Origin of the sequence: Enterovibrio baiacu (assembly GCF_004120195.1) — a bacterium.
GTDB classification, from domain to species: Bacteria; Pseudomonadota; Gammaproteobacteria; order Enterobacterales; family Vibrionaceae; genus Enterovibrio; species Enterovibrio baiacui.
The window spans coordinates 229,739-246,244 of record NZ_SCHN01000008.1 but is presented as its reverse complement, the minus strand read 5'-3'; the positions used below and the strand labels follow the sequence as shown (position 1 = coordinate 246,244).

At 47.5% G+C, this 16,506-nt stretch carries 15 protein-coding genes; 9 read left to right on the top strand and 6 right to left on the bottom strand.

Features of this window, described 5'->3' with window-relative positions:
- Positions 1 to 5: 5 nt before the first annotated feature.
- Positions 6 to 1,094, bottom strand: coding sequence for a porin (locus EQP46_RS08010; protein WP_129493145.1), 1,089 nt, complete (start codon positions 1,092 to 1,094; stop codon positions 6 to 8).
- Between the two features lie 517 nt (positions 1,095 to 1,611).
- Here EQP46_RS08010 and dinG point away from each other — a divergent pair.
- From dinG to EQP46_RS07980, 6 genes are all read left to right on the top strand, one after another.
- The gene (dinG, locus tag EQP46_RS08005; RefSeq protein ID WP_129493144.1) at positions 1,612 to 3,690 is read left to right on the top strand and encodes an ATP-dependent DNA helicase DinG; all 2,079 of its coding nucleotides are present in this window, start codon (positions 1,612 to 1,614) and stop codon (positions 3,688 to 3,690) included.
- 11 nt (positions 3,691 to 3,701) lie between these two features.
- Positions 3,702 to 4,475 carry a TSUP family transporter gene (locus EQP46_RS08000; protein WP_129493143.1) on the top strand — a complete coding sequence of 258 codons (774 nt, stop codon included), beginning with the start codon at positions 3,702 to 3,704 and terminating at the stop codon, positions 4,473 to 4,475.
- 19 nt (positions 4,476 to 4,494) lie between these two features.
- The gene (priC, locus tag EQP46_RS07995; protein ID WP_129493142.1) at positions 4,495 to 5,043 is read left to right on the top strand and encodes a primosomal replication protein PriC; all 549 of its coding nucleotides are present in this window, start codon (positions 4,495 to 4,497) and stop codon (positions 5,041 to 5,043) included.
- 1 nt (position 5,044) lies between these two features.
- Positions 5,045 to 5,974, top strand: a complete 930-nt coding sequence (locus EQP46_RS07990) for a histone deacetylase family protein (protein ID WP_129493141.1) — start codon at positions 5,045 to 5,047, stop codon at positions 5,972 to 5,974.
- On the top strand, positions 5,967 to 6,125 hold the full coding sequence (gene rsmS / locus EQP46_RS07985) for a pleiotropic regulatory protein RsmS (protein ID WP_129493140.1): 159 nt from the start codon (positions 5,967 to 5,969) through the stop codon (positions 6,123 to 6,125). The genes EQP46_RS07990 and rsmS overlap by 8 nt, the downstream gene beginning before the upstream one ends.
- Positions 6,126 to 6,662: 537 nt before the next feature.
- Positions 6,663 to 8,081 (top strand): alanine/glycine:cation symporter family protein, encoded by a 1,419-nt coding sequence (locus tag EQP46_RS07980; protein ID WP_129493139.1) that lies wholly within the window; start codon positions 6,663 to 6,665, stop codon positions 8,079 to 8,081.
- 143 nt (positions 8,082 to 8,224) lie between these two features.
- Here the strand turns inward: EQP46_RS07980 and EQP46_RS07975 are convergent, their stop codons facing one another.
- The 3 genes from EQP46_RS07975 to EQP46_RS07965 form a co-directional block, all read right to left on the bottom strand.
- Positions 8,225 to 8,467, bottom strand: coding sequence for a TIGR02647 family protein (locus EQP46_RS07975; RefSeq protein WP_129493138.1), 243 nt, complete (start codon positions 8,465 to 8,467; stop codon positions 8,225 to 8,227).
- 143 nt (positions 8,468 to 8,610) lie between these two features.
- Positions 8,611 to 9,747 (bottom strand): MFS transporter, encoded by a 1,137-nt coding sequence (locus EQP46_RS07970; RefSeq protein WP_276320898.1) that lies wholly within the window; start codon positions 9,745 to 9,747, stop codon positions 8,611 to 8,613.
- Positions 9,748 to 9,946: 199 nt separating this feature from the next.
- A complete protein-coding gene (locus EQP46_RS07965) occupies positions 9,947 to 10,840 on the bottom strand; it encodes a Tim44 domain-containing protein (protein WP_129493136.1) in 894 nt (297 codons plus the stop codon).
- A gap of 259 nt (positions 10,841 to 11,099) precedes the next feature.
- Here EQP46_RS07965 and EQP46_RS07960 point away from each other — a divergent pair, with 259 nt between their 5' ends.
- The 3 genes from EQP46_RS07960 (at position 11,100) to EQP46_RS07950 (ending at position 14,101) form a co-directional block, all read left to right on the top strand.
- Complete coding sequence (locus EQP46_RS07960; RefSeq protein ID WP_129493135.1) at positions 11,100 to 11,498, top strand: NINE protein; 399 nt, start codon at positions 11,100 to 11,102, stop codon at positions 11,496 to 11,498.
- Between the two features lie 149 nt (positions 11,499 to 11,647).
- Entirely contained in the window at positions 11,648 to 12,208 is a 561-nt protein-coding gene (locus EQP46_RS07955) for a TetR-like C-terminal domain-containing protein (protein WP_129493134.1), read from the top strand.
- 27 nt (positions 12,209 to 12,235) lie between these two features.
- A complete protein-coding gene (locus EQP46_RS07950) occupies positions 12,236 to 14,101 on the top strand; it encodes an MFS transporter (RefSeq protein ID WP_129493133.1) in 1,866 nt (621 codons plus the stop codon).
- A gap of 4 nt (positions 14,102 to 14,105) precedes the next feature.
- Here the strand turns inward: EQP46_RS07950 and menE are convergent, their stop codons facing one another.
- Positions 14,106 to 15,533, bottom strand: coding sequence for an o-succinylbenzoate--CoA ligase (gene menE / locus EQP46_RS07945; protein ID WP_129493132.1), 1,428 nt, complete (start codon positions 15,531 to 15,533; stop codon positions 14,106 to 14,108).
- Positions 15,512 to 16,495 carry an o-succinylbenzoate synthase gene (gene menC, locus EQP46_RS07940; RefSeq protein WP_129493131.1) on the bottom strand — a complete coding sequence of 328 codons (984 nt, stop codon included), beginning with the start codon at positions 16,493 to 16,495 and terminating at the stop codon, positions 15,512 to 15,514. Before menC ends, menE begins: the two co-directional genes overlap by 22 nt.
- Between the last annotated feature and the right edge of the window lie 11 nt (positions 16,496 to 16,506).

Here is a 16,506-nt window from a genome sequence, read left to right as displayed (position 1 = left end):
CTAAATTAGAATTTAACTTCGATACCAGCAACATAACCGACGCCATCCCAATCGCTAGAAGCAGTTGAACCTTCAACGTCTTCAAAGCCAAGTTCAGTGTATACACGACAGTTAGTCAACAGGTTGTACCCATAGTTCAAGTAGTAGCTGGTAGATTCGTTTCGGCCTTCACCATCATTGAATGCTGCACCTGCACCGAATTTACCTTTGCCCACAGTATAGGAAGCAGCAAGTTCTATAACATCAGTTTTTTCATCACTCGAGATAGAAGAACTCACGTTAGGGCTAACTTCGAACTGTCCATAAAGAAGACCCACGTAAAAAGCGTCTTGATTGAAAGCAAGTTCAACATCCCAAGCAGTTTGGTCTACGTTGTCAGAAGATTTAGCTGAATCTTCACGCTTGAAATCAGCGTAGTAGGCACGAAGCTCCAAAGAGTCAATAACGTTAACACCACCAGCGAGTTCGAACAATTCACGACCCGATTGATCATCAGCATTGTCTTGAGAAATATTGTAACTTGCACCAGCCCAATAGCCGTCACCGCTATAACGATATTTCACCAACTGGTCAAAATCAGTATCTTCAAAATCGACACCAGCAGCATCTTTCAATTCATAGTCAACACCAACGCCTGCATCATCAATAATTGCTAGTTGACGACCTAGGCTAAGCTCACCCCAGTTACCACCAAGGCCAACGTACAGACCGTCATTGACTACATCACCAGTACCTGAACCGTCTGAAGATTTGTTACTTGCTTTTTCACCGATCTGAAGCTCGATCGCACCAAATGCATAGTTGACACCGTCTTCAGAGTGAGTAATACGGAAAGCAATATCACCATCATCAACACGGATTTGGCCGTCTCCAGTTGAAGAACCTGTCACGGAATCTTCACCAGGGTTTACAGTATTACCTTTGGCGCGAGTAGCATTGAAAGCATCCTCGGCACCAGTCAAGCGGTATTGAACTTCTGCAGCACCAGATACTTCAACTTTAGTACCATCTTCTTCGTACAATGTTACAGAAGCTTGCGCTGCACCAGCGGCTAGAAGAGCTGGAACTGCCAAAGCTAGAATTGTCTTTTTCATGTTAATCCACTGCCTTTTCTTTATTAGAATGGAATTCCTGTTCCGGGATCCCTTTTATGGTTGCACTCGTCACAACGTCACAACAACGACGCAACAAATACGCTTTAACTTCGAAAGTTATCGTGCAGAACAATCTAAAATCTGTCAAATCAACCTAAAACAAACAAAAAAAATGAAAATAAACTTTAAATACAGTCAGTTAAAAACATCGATTTGAGCAGGGTCACGCTATTGAAATAGCATTGTCAATTTTCTGCAAAGTCGGTCGCAATTCTTATTTAGATTAATATCCTAAAAAATAACAACCAAAAACCATAAAACAGCATATATATCTACATATTTACAACCTATGCAGTGAAAGGCATTCCCTTTGCTTTTCATAGTGATAGCTAATATTAGTTCAATCCATAATCGTGATCTCAGTCTCATAAATTAAAACTAATACGCGAATACTTGAACTCATTCACATTCTTTATGCGTGATATACTGCCCATCTACACGCCAATATGTGCCATCTATGCTTAGTCCATCTACCAAAAATGACATACGTAGCAGCTACGAGAATCTTCGAGCTCAATTGCAGAACTTTATTCCAAGAAAAGCCCAAAACTTTCTTGTGGCGGAGCTTGCCAAAACGTTGGCGGGAGAATACAACCCAAAACGTCGGATAATGGTGGCTGAAGCAGGTACAGGCATAGGTAAATCAATGGCTTACCTCTTAGGTGCCATTCCCTATGCGCTGAATAACAATAAAAAGGTCGTTGTTTCTACCGCCACAGTCGCGCTTCAGGAGCAATTGATAGAGAAAGACTTGCCCTTATTTCGACGTGTCGTGCCTCGTGAGTTCAGCTTTGTGTTAGCGAAAGGAAGGCAGCGTTATTGCTGTGGGCAGAAACTCGCGGCATTTGCCAGTGAAGAAGGACACGGTCAGCAAGCGCTGTTCGATCATAAGCCTAAGAAAGCAGAAATTGACCTCATGAATGACCTCTACGCTGCTTACAGTAAAGGTAAATGGTCAGGAGATAGAGATGCGTGGCCAAAGTCCATTCCCGACACTGTTTGGCAAAGTATTGTTTCCGATAAGCACACCTGCCACTCCGGCCTCATCGCGCACAGAGGCTGTCCATTTGCTAAAGCACGTGAAAATTTAGATAAAGCCGATGTCATTGTCGCAAACCACAGTTTGTTGATGGCAGATTTAGAACTGGGCGGCGGAGTGATCCTTCCAGAACCAGAACAAGCGCTCTACATGATTGACGAAGCGCACCACCTCCCGATTGTTGCGCGCGACTTTTCTGCCGCGTCTGCAAGCTTGCTCGGCGCGGCCTCATGGCTAGAAAAGCTTAACCAATCAGCATCGAAAATCGCCAATGCGGGAGACATCAAGCGCAGTTCACGTTTTTTGGACAGCTTACAAACGGGGATTCAAGATCTCATTCCGAGCTTGAGGTCGGTGCGAGACATGCTGTCAGATATGCCTTTAAACAGTGATGGCATTTATCGCTTCGAAGATGGCGAGTTGCCTGAAGCGCTGTTCAATTTATCTAAAGAAATCCAAAAAGCAGCTAAAAAAGCCAATCAATCGTTAGCGAAGCTCCATGATTTAGTTTCTGAACGCGTCAAAGATGGCGAAATTGCCGCACGCTTAGCCGATCCCATTCAAGCAGAGTCGGCGTTTTTCTTACAGCGATTAGAAAACCTCGAAAAAGTGTGGACCTTAATGGCGCAGCCTAACGCGAATAAGGGAGCGCCACTTGCACGCTGGATTCAGCGCGATGCTGAAAGAGAAACAGACCTCGTCGTTCACGTCTCGCCACTCGAGATTGGCTGGCGTTTAGACCAACTTCTTTGGTCGAGAGCAGCAGGGGTATCGCTCATGTCAGCGACGCTCCGCGCTTTAAACCAATTTAGCTACTTTTGCCGCCAGGTTGGATTGGAAGAGAATGATGGAACGCGCTTCCTCGCTCTACCTTCTCCTTTTAATTATGAAGAGAATGCACAGTTAGTTGTGCCGAACGTCCCCTTTGAGCCTCAACAGGAGCAGTTCACCGCTATGCTGCCAGACATCCTTTTGGAATACTTGGAAGGACAAACCGCCAGCTTGGTGCTGTTCTCTTCGTACTGGCAGATGAACCAAGTGGCAGAGAAGCTTCGCCTGCAGATAAAGAAAAATGGTTGGCACTTACATGTGCAAGGCGAAGCATCACGAACAGCAACGCTAGATGCGCACCGCAAATGCTGCGAGCAAGGAAAAGTGAGCATACTCTTTGGGACTGGCAGTTTCTCTGAAGGTGTTGACCTTCCCGGCAATCAGTTAACCAACCTGATTATCACTAAAATCCCATTTGCCGTACCGACATCGCCTGTCGAAGAAGCACATGCTGAATATATCGAGCGCAAAGGGGGGAATCCGTTCATGCAGATCTCAGTGCCAGAAGCCAGCAAAAAGCTCATACAATCAGCAGGTAGGCTACTGCGAAAGGAGCAGGACTCTGGTAGAGTTGTGTTGCTTGACCGACGTGTGATTAATCGACGTTACGGAAAAGCCCTACTGGATTCCCTTCCACCTTTTAAGCGTGTCATTGAGTACACATAAAGAGCCGTAAAATGATCGAGCTATTAGATCCAACCACCATTGCCGTTCTGGCGTTGGTGGCATTTTCTGCGGGTTTTATTGATGCCGTTGCAGGCGGCGGAGGCATGTTAACTGTCCCTGCTCTTCTCTCTATTGGTTTACCCCCGCACATAGCCTTGGGCACGAACAAACTTTCTGCCACCTTTGCTTCGTCCACGGCTGCCTTCACTTACTACAAGAAAAAACTCTTCTCGCCGGTATTTTGGACCCAAGCCTTTATCGCCACGCTGGTCGGTGCGATCGTTGGCACACTCATCGTCGATTACATCAGCACCGAGTGGCTTGAAAAATCGTTGCCACTGATCATTCTCGCAGTCGCGGTTTACACCATTTGGCATCCACAGCCAAAAGCGGATAACCATGAATTACCGAAAAATGACCCAAAAATTAAAACCAAACAGTGGGGGCAAGGTCTCGCGCTAGGATTTTACGACGGTGTTGTCGGCCCAGGTACAGGCGCATTTTGGACCGTCTCATCAATGTCGCTGTATAAGATGAATATCTTGCTATCATCAGGCCTAGCAAAGGCAATGAATTTCACCAGTAACATCGCCTCTTTGGTGACATTCATTATTTTGGGTCACGTTAACTGGGCCATCGGCTTAACGATGGGTGTTTGCCTCATGGCAGGCGCTTTCATTGGCGCACATTCAGCCATACGCTTTGGTGCGAAGTTTATTCGCCCTGTTTTTGTTACTGTTGTTGTTGTGATGGCAGTAAAACTCGCATACAGCGCTTGGTTCTAAGTTTTTATTTGAGAGCAAGATGGATTTATCGACGCTTAAACAGCAATTACAAACCCTTGCTATTAATGCTGCGGACATTGATAGAAAACGGGGAGAGGCCATTAAGCCTTTGTTCGACGAGCGTCTTTTTAGTTGCCTCGCACGCTTGCTCACGCCGTGTGTCTCTGAAGCTCAAAGCCTTGTCGCGACACTAGAGCGTGAGCAAGAAAATGGCCGACTCACTGCGATAAGAGCAAATTACTTGTGTGAAAAACTGCTTAACCAGATCAGCGCGTTACAGCGAGAAATGGCGACACTCTCCGTTCGTCACAAAGAGAGACGTTTTGCGCCGAAATTTGGCACATCCATCGGCCAGCTTTATCAAGATCTCGCCCAACACCAAAGCTGGGAGCGACGCCTTGATGATATGGTGCGTGATGCCGAGTCGAAGCTTGGCCAATGCCAAACGCTTGTTGAACAACAACAGATGCAAAAAAACCTATTAACGTTGGAAAAACGACTGGCGCGTTGCAGTGAAGCAAGACAAAAAATCGAAGCGCGAATCGCCTTTCGCGAGAAAAAGAACTGACATGTTATCCGTCGTTTATCACCCTATCTATTCAGATTTCCCGTTGCCCGATGGGCATCGCTATCCTCTGCAAAAGTACCAATTGCTCAAGGCGTATATTGATGAGCACGCTTTACCCGTTGTCTCTCATCTACCAAAGCCGCTTCATCCTGATGCGCTAACCGCTATCCATGATCCTGATTATGTGAATGCACTTATCACAGGTACGCTTCCTCTCGTAAAAATGCGAAGGATTGGATTTCCATGGAGCGCGGCGCTTTTGCAGCGAAGCTTAACCTCTTTAGGGGGAACCGTTCTCACTGTGGATAAAGCCATTGAGGAAGGTGTTGCTATACATTTAACCGGTGGCTATCACCATGCACATTACGATTTTGGTAGTGGGTTTTGCTTGTTTAATGACTTGGTTTTAGCCGCAGACCATGCCTTGAAACATTATGGCATCGAGAAGGTGCTTATCGTGGATTGTGACGTTCACCAAGGGGATGGAACCGCGACGTTAGCAGCAGAACGCCAAGACATCGTGACATTCTCGGTGCATTGCGAGAAGAACTTTCCATCACGCAAACCGGATTCAGATATCGATTTGCCACTCGAAAGACAAACTAACAGCAAAACGTTCTTAGATGCGTTTATCCCTACACTTGAACGCGCTGTTGCCCAGCATCAACCAGATATGATCATTTATGACGCCGGCGTTGATATCCACGAAGAGGACGAACTGGGATACCTGTCCGTCACCCAACAAGGGATTGCAGACAGGGACATGGCGGTTTTTCAGGTATGCAAGCGCCATAACATTCCCGTCGCCGCCGTGATCGGTGGTGGTTATCGCACAGAACAATCGGCGTTAGTCCCACTGCATGCTGAATTAGTGCACGCAGCCCTCACCATCTTCTACCCACACCAATCGGAGAAACCCCACAATGAGTGACACAGGCTTAGAACATGCTCCTGATGAAATTAAATTAGCCGTTGATTTAATCTACTTATTGGAAAGCCACGATCTAGCACCAGAGACCGTACTCAAAGCATTGGCGATAGTACAAAGCGACTTCGAACGTAAATTGAACCAAGAAGAGTGAGACTTATCACTCTTCTGTCTATCCGCATTCGTTCCCCTCTCACGATTATCTCTCCATTCAAGGCTAATTAGACCAACACATTTTCAACACGGCATATGCCTGAGGGACTGGATAAAAAGGCCTCTAATATAACGCCAGTAAAGTAAGTATTCTGAAAATAGATTTGGCCAATATGTTAACGATTATTGGTGTTTATGTTGGATAATTATCTTTTTATTAATTTATCTGACGCATTTTTAAACGAATGGCGAAATTTTAGGATGCTCAACATCTCAAATTGAAGTATTATCGCGCCGTTTTATTGTAGCGTACACCTGTAAGCCGCAATAGAACTGGCCGTAGGATACATACTCAAATGGAATTGAAGATAGCGCGGCAGGCTCGCTGCGCACGAATACTGGCCATGAATCTCTGCAAGGAAGCGTCGCCAGGGCAACCATTGCCCGAGGCTAAGAGCTGATAAGGAAGTTTCAGAGCGTTTGTTTCCTCCTTGTTCACTCCGCTGCCTTTCCTTTTTTGACGACAGTAGAGTTTGTTATGACGGAACTAAAAGAACTATTCGTTTCCTTTATCGATGCCGGAAATGGTTTATTGTGGGGAAGTGTGCTCATCTACCTTTTGATCGGCGCGGGTTTATATTTCACCATTCGCACTGGTTTCCTACAATTTCGTTCATTCGGGCACATGATTTCCCTCATCAAAGGCAGCCGCGACGGCGCTGATGGTGGTATTTCCTCTTTCCAAGCATTCAGTACAAGCCTCGCAGCGCGCGTAGGAACAGGTAACATGGCCGGCGTAGCCGTTGCCATTTACTTAGGCGGTCCTGGTGCAGTATTCTGGATGTGGATTACAGCCCTTGTGGGTATGTCTACCAGCTTCGCAGAATCAACCCTCGCTCAAGCTTACAAAGTAAATCACGACGACAATACCTTCCGTGGTGGCCCTGCTTACTACATGGAAAAAGGCTTAGGCCAGCGCTGGATGGGCATCTTGTTTGCTATCTGCCTGATCATTGCCTTCGGTCTTGCATTTAACGGCGTTCAATCAAACTCCATTGCTGCAGCAATGAATACCGCATTTGGCACCGACAACACCTGGGTCGGCATCATCCTTGCCGTCGCTGTTGCACCGATCATTTTCGGTGGTATGCGTTCTGTCTCCCGTGTGGCTGAACTTATTGTGCCTTTCATGGCAATCGGTTACCTGATTGTTGCGCTCTACGTTATCGCCATCAACATCACTGTACTTCCTGAGATCTTTGCCACCATCATTAAGAGCGCATTGGGCTTTGAACAAGCCGCAGGCGGTGCACTGGGTGCAGCAATGATGCAGGGTATCAAACGTGGTTTGTTCTCAAACGAAGCGGGTATGGGTTCTGCGCCAAACGCTGCTGCAACAGCCACAACGCGTCCTAACCACCCTGTCGCACAAGGTTATGTGCAAATGCTAGGTGTCTTCATTGATACCATCGTAATTTGTACAGCAACCGCTTCCATTATCTTGCTTTCTGGCATGCTTGATACCACCAGCGACCTCACTGGTATTGCCTTGACGCAGGCTGCACTCGTCACAGAAGTGGGTGATTGGGGTGCACAGTTCATTGCTATTGCTATCTTGCTGTTTGCATTCACCTCTTTGATTGCTAACTACTCGTACGGCGAATCAAACATCGAATACATTTTCAAAAGCAAACTCGCGATCAATATTTATCGCGTGGCGGTGTTAGCAATGGTCGTTGTCGGTGCTGTGATTGACCTACCAACAGTATGGGCGCTTGCTGACTTGTCGATGGGCATGATGGCTATCGTCAACTTGGTTGCGGTGCTGGCGCTGTCTGGCGTGGTCATTGCTCTACTGAAGGACTACGAAGCACAACGCAAAGAAGGTAAAACACCGACGTTCGATCGTAAGCAGTTCCCTCAGCTCGACAAACAAATTGATAAAGATGTTTGGTAATACGCCTTGTATTAATTAGACAATCTATAAAAACAACAAAGGGAGCCGAATGGCTCCCTTTTTTATCTTGTGTCGCGCGTGGAATAAGAATGCATCGCGCGTCAATCAATACAAATGGCTAACGCTTCCGTTGAAAGCAGCAACTAGTGAGGTTGCGACGTTAGAATACGAAGCGCTTCTTTTGCATGCTCTACCGCATCTCGGCCGATGGATGTGAGATAACCCCCATCAACTTCTGTTACCAGTTTTTTCTCGTATAAACGTTCAGATGCCGCGATCACAAGTGGATCCGCATCGCTGTGAACTTTAATTCCCGCCATATCCGAAGACAGTGTAAATTTTACCAACAAATTCATTTCGTCAATCAGGTCTGAAGTAAATGGCATAAGCCCTCCGTTATCTTCTTTATCACGTGCTTTTCCAGACTATAGTCCGTGCTTCAAACTGTAAACTGTGCCGAGATCAAGAACTGATCGATCAATCCCTCACTTTTCCCCTAAATATCGATAACTGAGAATCACCCCACATCCTAGGCTTTTTTCTCTCGCCAAACGGCAATTTCATTGCCAGCTTCAGGCTCAAGCGGGATCAATTGAGACAACACCAGCGAACTGACTGCTAACGCCGTACCCACCAAGAACACGGACGTTGGTGAATATAGCCAGACCAACCCAAGTGCTGCTGGAATAACAACCGCTGCAATATGGTTTATCGTAAAACTCACCCCCGCCGTTGAGGCAATATCTTCAGGATCGGCAATTTTCTGGAAGTACGTTTTGATCGCTATCGCCATCGCAAAGAAAAGATGGTCAACCACGTACAGCACACCAGCAAGCGTGCTGTTTTCGACAAAGGCGTAACCGGTAAACACGCACGCCAAACCAATGTATTCAACTGTCAGTGCTCGGCGCTCACCCACTTTGCCAATCCAAGCGCCGATTTTGGCCGCGAACAAAATATTAAAGGCATAATTGATGATAAAGAGAAGGCTGACATCTCCGACTGAATAGCCAAATTTCTCCACCATCATAAAACCCGCAAACACGATAAAAATCTGACGCCTTGCACCACTTAAAAACGTCAAGCTGTAGTAAAGCCAATAACGGCGGCGCAGGATCAATTTTTTGGTTTGGGTATGAGGGGATTCAAAAGAAGGAAAACTCAGCCACAGAAAGACAACCCCAAACAGGCCGAAGAAGCCAAAGATCATATAAACAGTGTTATACGACACCGCGAGCCATTCCATGAGCAACCAAACGGTACCATACGCAATTAAGCTGGCAGCCCCTTTCCAAGCAAGCACTCGCCCCATGAAATGCGCACTTTTGTCTTTATCAACCCATTGTAAGGTCAATGAGTGATTCACTGTTTCAAAGTAATGGAAGCCAATAGACATCACTATTGTGGTGAGATACAAGCCCCACTCACTTGGGAACCACCCTGTTACCGCGACCCCAATACACATTACGGCGAGGAAAATAAGGGCAAACGATTGTTCTTTAAACCACAAAAGAAGGTAAATCGCGGTAAACGCGAGAAAGCCAGGCACTTCACGCAGGCTTTGTAAAATACCAATTTCTTTCCCCGTAAACGCCGCTCTTTCTACAACAAAGTTATTGAGGAGCACATTCCAAACGGAAAAGGTCATGGCCATGATAAACGCCATACCGATGAGAAGATTTGTGGGGGCTCTTAATGCATTCACTTGCACTTACCTTGCATTCAATGGGAAAGACAACAAGGTGTCACTCTAACCAGCTTTTCATCGATAAGCTATTGAGAAACGTTGAACAATGGCGCCAGAAATATTGAACAAAAAAAAGCAGCCACCGAAGTGACTGCTTTCTGTTGTCTGGTTTGGGTAATTACGCCTGAATACCCACAATCAACCATGGCGCGTTAGGTTGCGTCATGTCGCGCTCTAAGTGCCAAATGTCAGTGATGTCTTCTTCGATGCCTTCTTGGCGGTCGCAGTAGCGGCCACTAAATTGAAGGCTAAGTTGCGCACGTTTGCTGTCATGGTCTGCGCGTACAATTTCCGCATCCACATACATCACTTCAGTGTACTGTTCACCTTCCAACTTACGGCGCTCTTCTGTCAGATCGTTGTAAAGCTCAGGCGTCACATACTCTTGAATGGTTTCAAGTTGGTTGTGATTCCATGCACCTTGAAGGATACGGTAATGCTCACGCGCACCGTTCACGAACGACGCCATGTCAAAGTTAGGCGGGAAGTTGAAAGGAACATCATTGTTTACCGCACCAAAGCCACCCGTTTGTGACGTTGCCTCCGACTCGCGAAAAGCAGGTTGCTGCTGTTCGTGGTAGTAGCCTTTTTGCTGTTGAGGCTCACGACCACCTGCGTAGGCTTGTTGATTCGGTCGATTGATGGAGCCATTCTTGGCCGCCATCATGCTCTTGAAGATTTTAAACAACACGAATGCGATCACGGCAATGATAAGGAAATCCATCATCTGGAAACCTTCGAATGCGCCGCCCATCATGGCCGCGAACAAACCACCTGCCAAAAGACCACCAAGCAAGCCGCCCATCAAACCTTTTTTCATGCCTGATTTAGCTGCAGAGCCATCGTTTTGTTTGTTAATTGAATTTGTATTTGTTGGCTGAGATTTTGGTGCAGGTGCGGTCTTAAAGCTTTTGCCGAAAGACTTACCACCACCGAATTTCTTTGCTTCAGCATGCGGGGCAGAAACCACCACGACAAACATCAGCGCAAATAAAGCAAAAAAGCGTTTCATCGCGAACCTTACTTAATCAATTCGTTACAGTACTTGAATTACGAGGGTATACCCGTGTGTTTGAAAGTCAAACGTTCAAGGCGTAGAAAGTGTTACTAATCGTTTAGTTTCAATACGCCCTATCGTTTGAAATAGTCCAAATTTTTACAGCGCTTGGCAACAATAAGACAAAATACAGGTCTAAATGCCGTTAACGTCATCCACATCACGCGTGAGTTACTTTACACTCACGCAGATCTCACTGGTTCAGGACATTTACATGAACGACACTCACAGCAAAGTTATCGGTTACATACTTTGGATTTTTGGTTTTCTTGGCGCACACCGTTTTTACTATGGAAAACCGGTGACCGGCACCATTTGGCTATTTACGCTGGGCCTTTGCGGTATCGGTTGGCTGATTGACCTTTTTCTGATCCCTTCGATGGATCGAGAGGCCGATTTACGTTTTAACAGCGGGCAGACCGATTACTCAGTGGCTTGGATACTGCTTACTTTCCTCGGTGTGTTTGGCATTCATCGCATGTACATGGGTAAATGGCTGACAGGTATTCTTTACCTTTGCACCTTGGGCTTATTTGGTCTGGGTATCATTTACGACTTTTGGACACTAAACGACCAAGTCTCCATCAAAAACAGCAACAAATTCTCTCACTAAGCACGATTCTACAGGCAAGTTATGCAAACTGAGAGGCGCATAGCTTGCCCTTTAGAGGGTTGGCTCCTAGAATATCGAACATTGTTCACTATTCGCAGCATGAAGTAATGGCACGCAGGAACGACCACAGTAGAGAAGAGCTTATAGAGATGACGCTGAATTGCGTCGAAGCCTATCTGAAAGACAATCCCTACCATTCACTAAGCCTGCGAAAAGTCGCTGCGATGATTGGCTACGTGCCAAGCACTCTGGTTAATGTGTTCGGCAGCTACAACATTCTCCTTTTGCATGTTGTTGCCCGCACCTTGGATGACCTTCGTCGCCAAGCACAGGAAAAGCTGCAATCATCCACCGACCCAAAAACCTCTCTCTTTCTTCTGGCACAAGTCTATTTGGATTTTGCGAAGGCAAACCCTTACCGCTGGCAATTGGTGTTTGAACACAGCATGAAAGGCAACGACATGCCTGAGTGGCACAGCGACCGCATTCAAAACATGACAGGTATCCTTGAAGCGCTTTTGCACCAACTCTCTCCGTCCAGAAGTGACGAGTCGGTGGTGGAAGCAAGTCGTGTTCTTTGGGCTGGTGTTCATGGCATTACATTGCTGAGCGTCGACGACAAATTTTTTACGGACGTACCGGTTAACGGCCAAGAGTTGATTAACAACCTGCTCACTGGGTATTTATCAAGCTGGGTAGACGCACAATAATACTGTCCGCACCACTAGGAAGAGACGATGAGCACGCAATCAACACTGCTAAAGCAACGGCGTTTTCTTCCTTATTTCGTTACCCAAGCGCTCGGGGCGTTTAACGATAACGTTTATAAAAACGTGCTCCTTATTTTGGTGGCATTTGCAGCACCAGGCGCGCTTGGGGTTAGCACCGACCTTTTTATCAACCTTGCTGCTGGTCTCTTCATTCTTCCCTTTTTCCTTTTCTCTGCGTTTGCAGGGGAGCTCGCTGACAAATACGAAAAATCCCGATTCATTCGGGCCGTTAAGCTCGTCGAAATCGCCATCATGAGCCTTGCCGCTCTCGCGTTTCTATTCGAAAGCTATCTCGTTCTTCTGTTTTTACTGTTCTTGATGGGAACACAATCCGCCTTCTTCGGCCCCGTCAAATATGCCCTTTTACCACAAACGCTAAAGCCAGAAGAGTTAGTTCCTGGCAATGCGCTGGTCGAGACAGGTACGTTTCTCGCCATCTTGCTCGGCACCATCGTCGCGGGGATGATCGCAAACCTCCCCAATGCCCAACTTATCGCGGCAATCGCTATCGTGACTTTTGCTGTCATGGGATACCTCAGTGCACGAGCCATACCACCAGCCGACGCGGGTAATCCTGATCTCCGCATTCGTTTTTCATTGCGCCAACAAATGAAAACAACATTAGGAATCGCAAAGCGCGACAAAGTCGTTCTCCAATCCATCATGGGGATCAGTTGGTTTTGGTTTCTTGGCGCAAGCTACCTTACCCAATTCCCCAATTACGCCAAGATCCATTTAGGTGGAAATGAAGCGTCCGTGTCGTTCTTGCTCACGCTATTTTCTGTAGGCATTGCCGTTGGATCGCTGCTCTGTGACAAGCTATCCGCGCACCGAATCGAACCCGGTATCGTGCCTATTGGCAGTCTTGGATTGACTGTGTTTGGTGCACACCTTCTCTTTTCCACACCGGCTGTGCCGCCTCAAACCGACACCTTCTTCGCATTCATCTCTGAACCCTCACTGTGGTGGATATTCGTTGACTTAGTTTTCATTGGCATTTTCGGCGGCATATTCATTGTGCCTTTGTATGCCTTGATGCAAAGCCGGTCAGAGGAAAGTGAACGCTCACAAGTCATTGCAGCAAATAACATTTACAACGCCCTATTCATGGTGAGTAGCGCCATTCTGGCCATCGTACTTCTTGGTGTTGCTGGGCTAAGTATTCCGGTCTTTTTCTGCATTCTTGCAGGTCTAAACCTCTTGGTTGCCCTGTATGCGGGGAAGCAGGTACCGCTGTTCGCGCTTCGCTTTGTTATCTGGTTTCTCAGCCACAGTTTTTACCGTGTGAAACACAAAAACCTCGATAATATCCCCTCAAAAGGCGGCGCCTTGTTAGTGTGTAATCACGTCAGCTATGTTGATGCCCTATTACTTGCAGGCGCATGCCCAAGGCCTATTCGATTTGTGATGGACGAAGATTATTATCACTTACCTGTACTGAATTACTTCTTCCGCGCAGCCAAAGTGATCCCGATAAAGCTCACCAGCGGCTCTATTCGTTGTGCACTCAAAGAGATTAAAAAGCAGCTAAGCGATGGCGAGATTGTTTGTATTTTCCCAGAAGGACATTTAACACCCGATGGTGAAATGCAGCCCTTCAAACGCGGAATTGGATTGATCTTAAAACAAACCCCTGTGCCCGTCGTTCCTATGGCATTGCAAGGCTTGTGGGGAAGCTACTTCAGCCGAGAAGGCGGTCGGGCGTTGCTCAAGTTACCATGCCGCTTTTGGTCGAAGGTCACCGTTTCTGCTGGGAACGCCGTGCCACCGGAAAAGGCAAGCTGTGCGACCTTGTTCGAGAAGGTGACACAACTTCGTGGAGAGGTTCGCTAGTTTTTCAAACAGGCAGTGTTAATGGTTGTAATGCGAGCCATTGAGTCAGTGCTTTACGGGACAGCTTGATACCAGAGACACCCACGTTTTCCGGAAGTAAAACCATAGCTTGAGGACTTTGGTACGCAGGTACTTGCTGCTTCGCCCACGCGAGAAAAGCATCATGTTCAACCTTGCCTTCAACAACCGCCACGGGCACTTGCCCCCATCGCGCATGTTCTACCGGCAAGATGAAGAGTTGTTGAATACCGTCAAACTGGCCAAGCACTCGCTCGACGTCCTCAGGCTGCACATTCTCGCCACCGCAAACAAACATGTTATCCAATCGACCAAGAATCTGCAGCTCGTGACTTTCGCTGCACCATCGCGCTTTATCTTTGGTCGCAAACCAGCGCTCAGCAAGCGGTAGCACCTGGCCTTTCACCATATACCCCGCCGCCAAGGTGCGTCCTTTTACCAGTACTTCTCCAGCTTCCGATAGCTGCAGCTCTCTGTTAGGTAACACATCACCAACGGTCAATCGTCCATCGGCGCGTTTAGCGGAAATGGTTGATGCCATTTCTGTCATCCCATAGCCACACCAACATTGAATGCCCATTCGCTCGGCTTCATCCACCAGTGGTTGAGGTATGGCTGCGCCGCCAAGCAAAACGGAATGCAAAGACGCCGGTTTACCTAAAGAAACAATGCGTTGAAGTTGGGTGGGCACCAGTGACGCGTGCGTCGCGCCATCGAGAGCAGGAATAAGGGTATCACCTTTGGTTTCCGCGATTTTTAAGACGGCACCGTTTAAAAGCCAACGCCACACAATCGCAAGGCCGGACACATGAAAAAGCGGCAATGAAAGCAACCAGCAATCGGCGTCATTAAAGGGCATCAAAGAGAATAATCCCGCTGCGCTCGATAGGTGATTATCCGCAGTATGGACCACCGCTTTTGGCAACCCCGTAGAGCCGGAGGTGAGCGTTAACGTGAGGCATTTTTCGGGGATAAAAGACACAACTGGTGCCTGGTCGTGTTTTCTTAAATCGTGCCTTTCAAAAGGCAAAGATGCATCGACGTTTGTGAAGACATCATCAAATGATAAACAGTGCGAAATGCCAATGTCTTCAAGCAAAGTGGCTTGAAACTCAGGTGAAAATGCAGGGTTTACCATGAGCGTTTGCCAGCCCGATTGCCAGGACGCCAACATGTTCACCAAATCACAATATCGGTTATCACCGACAATGGCGATACGCTCAATGTGGTGTTGAGCATCAGAATGCTGAAAAGGATGATGCTGAAGTGTATTTTGTGTGCGAGAGATGTCTCGGCAAAGCTGTTGCCAGCTCACCTCGACATCATTACACACAACAGCGGTTGCATCAGCGCGTTGTTCACACCAATACAACCACGGCCACGTTGGGAAGTTTATTGGCTGGATGCTTGCCATGCGATACTGCAATCTGACAACGATGCCGTCGGTAATGCACAATGTGGCCAAGGCACTTCTAATTGCGTTTGGAAGAGATCAATCGTGTCCAACCCAGGGATTGTCGAAGGCGTTAACCAGTTAGCCACCCTCGCCAATTGGTTTAAACCAAAGCTGGATTCCAAACTGGAACTGATCACCACCTCCAGTCCCATGTCGTGCGCCTGAGCGACAAGACGTTTTACTTTCGCCAGTCCGCCAATCAAGGTCGGTTTAATCACGATAGCTTTGAGGCCATCAACGGCTTCAAGCTCAAAGCCTTCGTCACGCAAGGTTTCATCCCACGCGACGGCAATGCCGGAATCTTTCGCAAAGGCAAGGCTTTCTTCAGGCGTTTGGCAAGGTTCTTCCAAGAAAGCAATGCGATCACGGAAAGCCGGATGCACATAGTTCGCGAACTGTGCGGCCTTCGTCGGTGTCCACTGACGGTTCGCATCAAGACGAAGCATCAGATCGGGGATCACTTCGAGGAACATGTTAGCGACCATGCCGTCGCGGATGGCTTCATACAAACCCACTTTGATCTTGGCGACTTTCTGCCCCGGCATGTCTGCCAGTTTCTGCACTAAATCATCAGGGTCGCCGCTGCACAGCGGGGCAACGACGAAGTTACCTTCCGCAGGAAGTTCACCGGATAACTCGGCGATCGCCATGCTGATGCCAAAGGCCACTGAGGGGTATAAACCATCCCAGTCGATTGACTGACCTTCTAACCAGTGAGTCAGCACTGTTTGTGCTTGCTCGCCAGCTTGTTCCGCCGTTTCCTGACTGAACTCTGGCAGCGGTGCTATTTCACCTCGTCCGATCCGTTCACCATCACGAAGCTCAACAATAAAGCCGACGCGTTCTGCGAGACGGGTGTGGCGCAAGATCACGCCACTGTCCATAGGAAGATCGTAGCGATAAAGCGTTGCGTGTTTCATCGCTTCTTCCA

What these genes read in the sequence shown, in the direction of transcription:
- EQP46_RS08010 (WP_129493145.1), bottom strand. Translation starts at nt 1,094, where the DNA reads ATGAAAAAGACAATTCTAGCTTTGGCAGTTCCAGCTCTTCTAGCCGCT.
- dinG (WP_129493144.1), top strand. Translation starts at nt 1,612, where the DNA reads ATGCTTAGTCCATCTACCAAAAATGACATACGTAGCAGCTACGAGAAT.
- EQP46_RS08000 (WP_129493143.1), top strand. Translation starts at nt 3,702, where the DNA reads ATGATCGAGCTATTAGATCCAACCACCATTGCCGTTCTGGCGTTGGTG.
- priC (WP_129493142.1), top strand. Translation starts at nt 4,495, where the DNA reads ATGGATTTATCGACGCTTAAACAGCAATTACAAACCCTTGCTATTAAT.
- EQP46_RS07990 (WP_129493141.1), top strand. Translation starts at nt 5,045, where the DNA reads ATGTTATCCGTCGTTTATCACCCTATCTATTCAGATTTCCCGTTGCCC.
- rsmS (WP_129493140.1), top strand. Translation starts at nt 5,967, where the DNA reads ATGAGTGACACAGGCTTAGAACATGCTCCTGATGAAATTAAATTAGCC.
- EQP46_RS07980 (WP_129493139.1), top strand. Translation starts at nt 6,663, where the DNA reads ATGACGGAACTAAAAGAACTATTCGTTTCCTTTATCGATGCCGGAAAT.
- EQP46_RS07975 (WP_129493138.1), bottom strand. Translation starts at nt 8,467, where the DNA reads ATGCCATTTACTTCAGACCTGATTGACGAAATGAATTTGTTGGTAAAA.
- EQP46_RS07970 (WP_276320898.1), bottom strand. Translation starts at nt 9,747, where the DNA reads ATGGCGTTTATCATGGCCATGACCTTTTCCGTTTGGAATGTGCTCCTC.
- EQP46_RS07965 (WP_129493136.1), bottom strand. Translation starts at nt 10,840, where the DNA reads ATGAAACGCTTTTTTGCTTTATTTGCGCTGATGTTTGTCGTGGTGGTT.
- EQP46_RS07960 (WP_129493135.1), top strand. Translation starts at nt 11,100, where the DNA reads ATGAACGACACTCACAGCAAAGTTATCGGTTACATACTTTGGATTTTT.
- EQP46_RS07955 (WP_129493134.1), top strand. Translation starts at nt 11,648, where the DNA reads ATGACGCTGAATTGCGTCGAAGCCTATCTGAAAGACAATCCCTACCAT.
- EQP46_RS07950 (WP_129493133.1), top strand. Translation starts at nt 12,236, where the DNA reads ATGAGCACGCAATCAACACTGCTAAAGCAACGGCGTTTTCTTCCTTAT.
- menE (WP_129493132.1), bottom strand. Translation starts at nt 15,533, where the DNA reads ATGGCAAGCATCCAGCCAATAAACTTCCCAACGTGGCCGTGGTTGTAT.
- menC (WP_129493131.1), bottom strand. Translation starts at nt 16,495, where the DNA reads ATGAAACACGCAACGCTTTATCGCTACGATCTTCCTATGGACAGTGGC.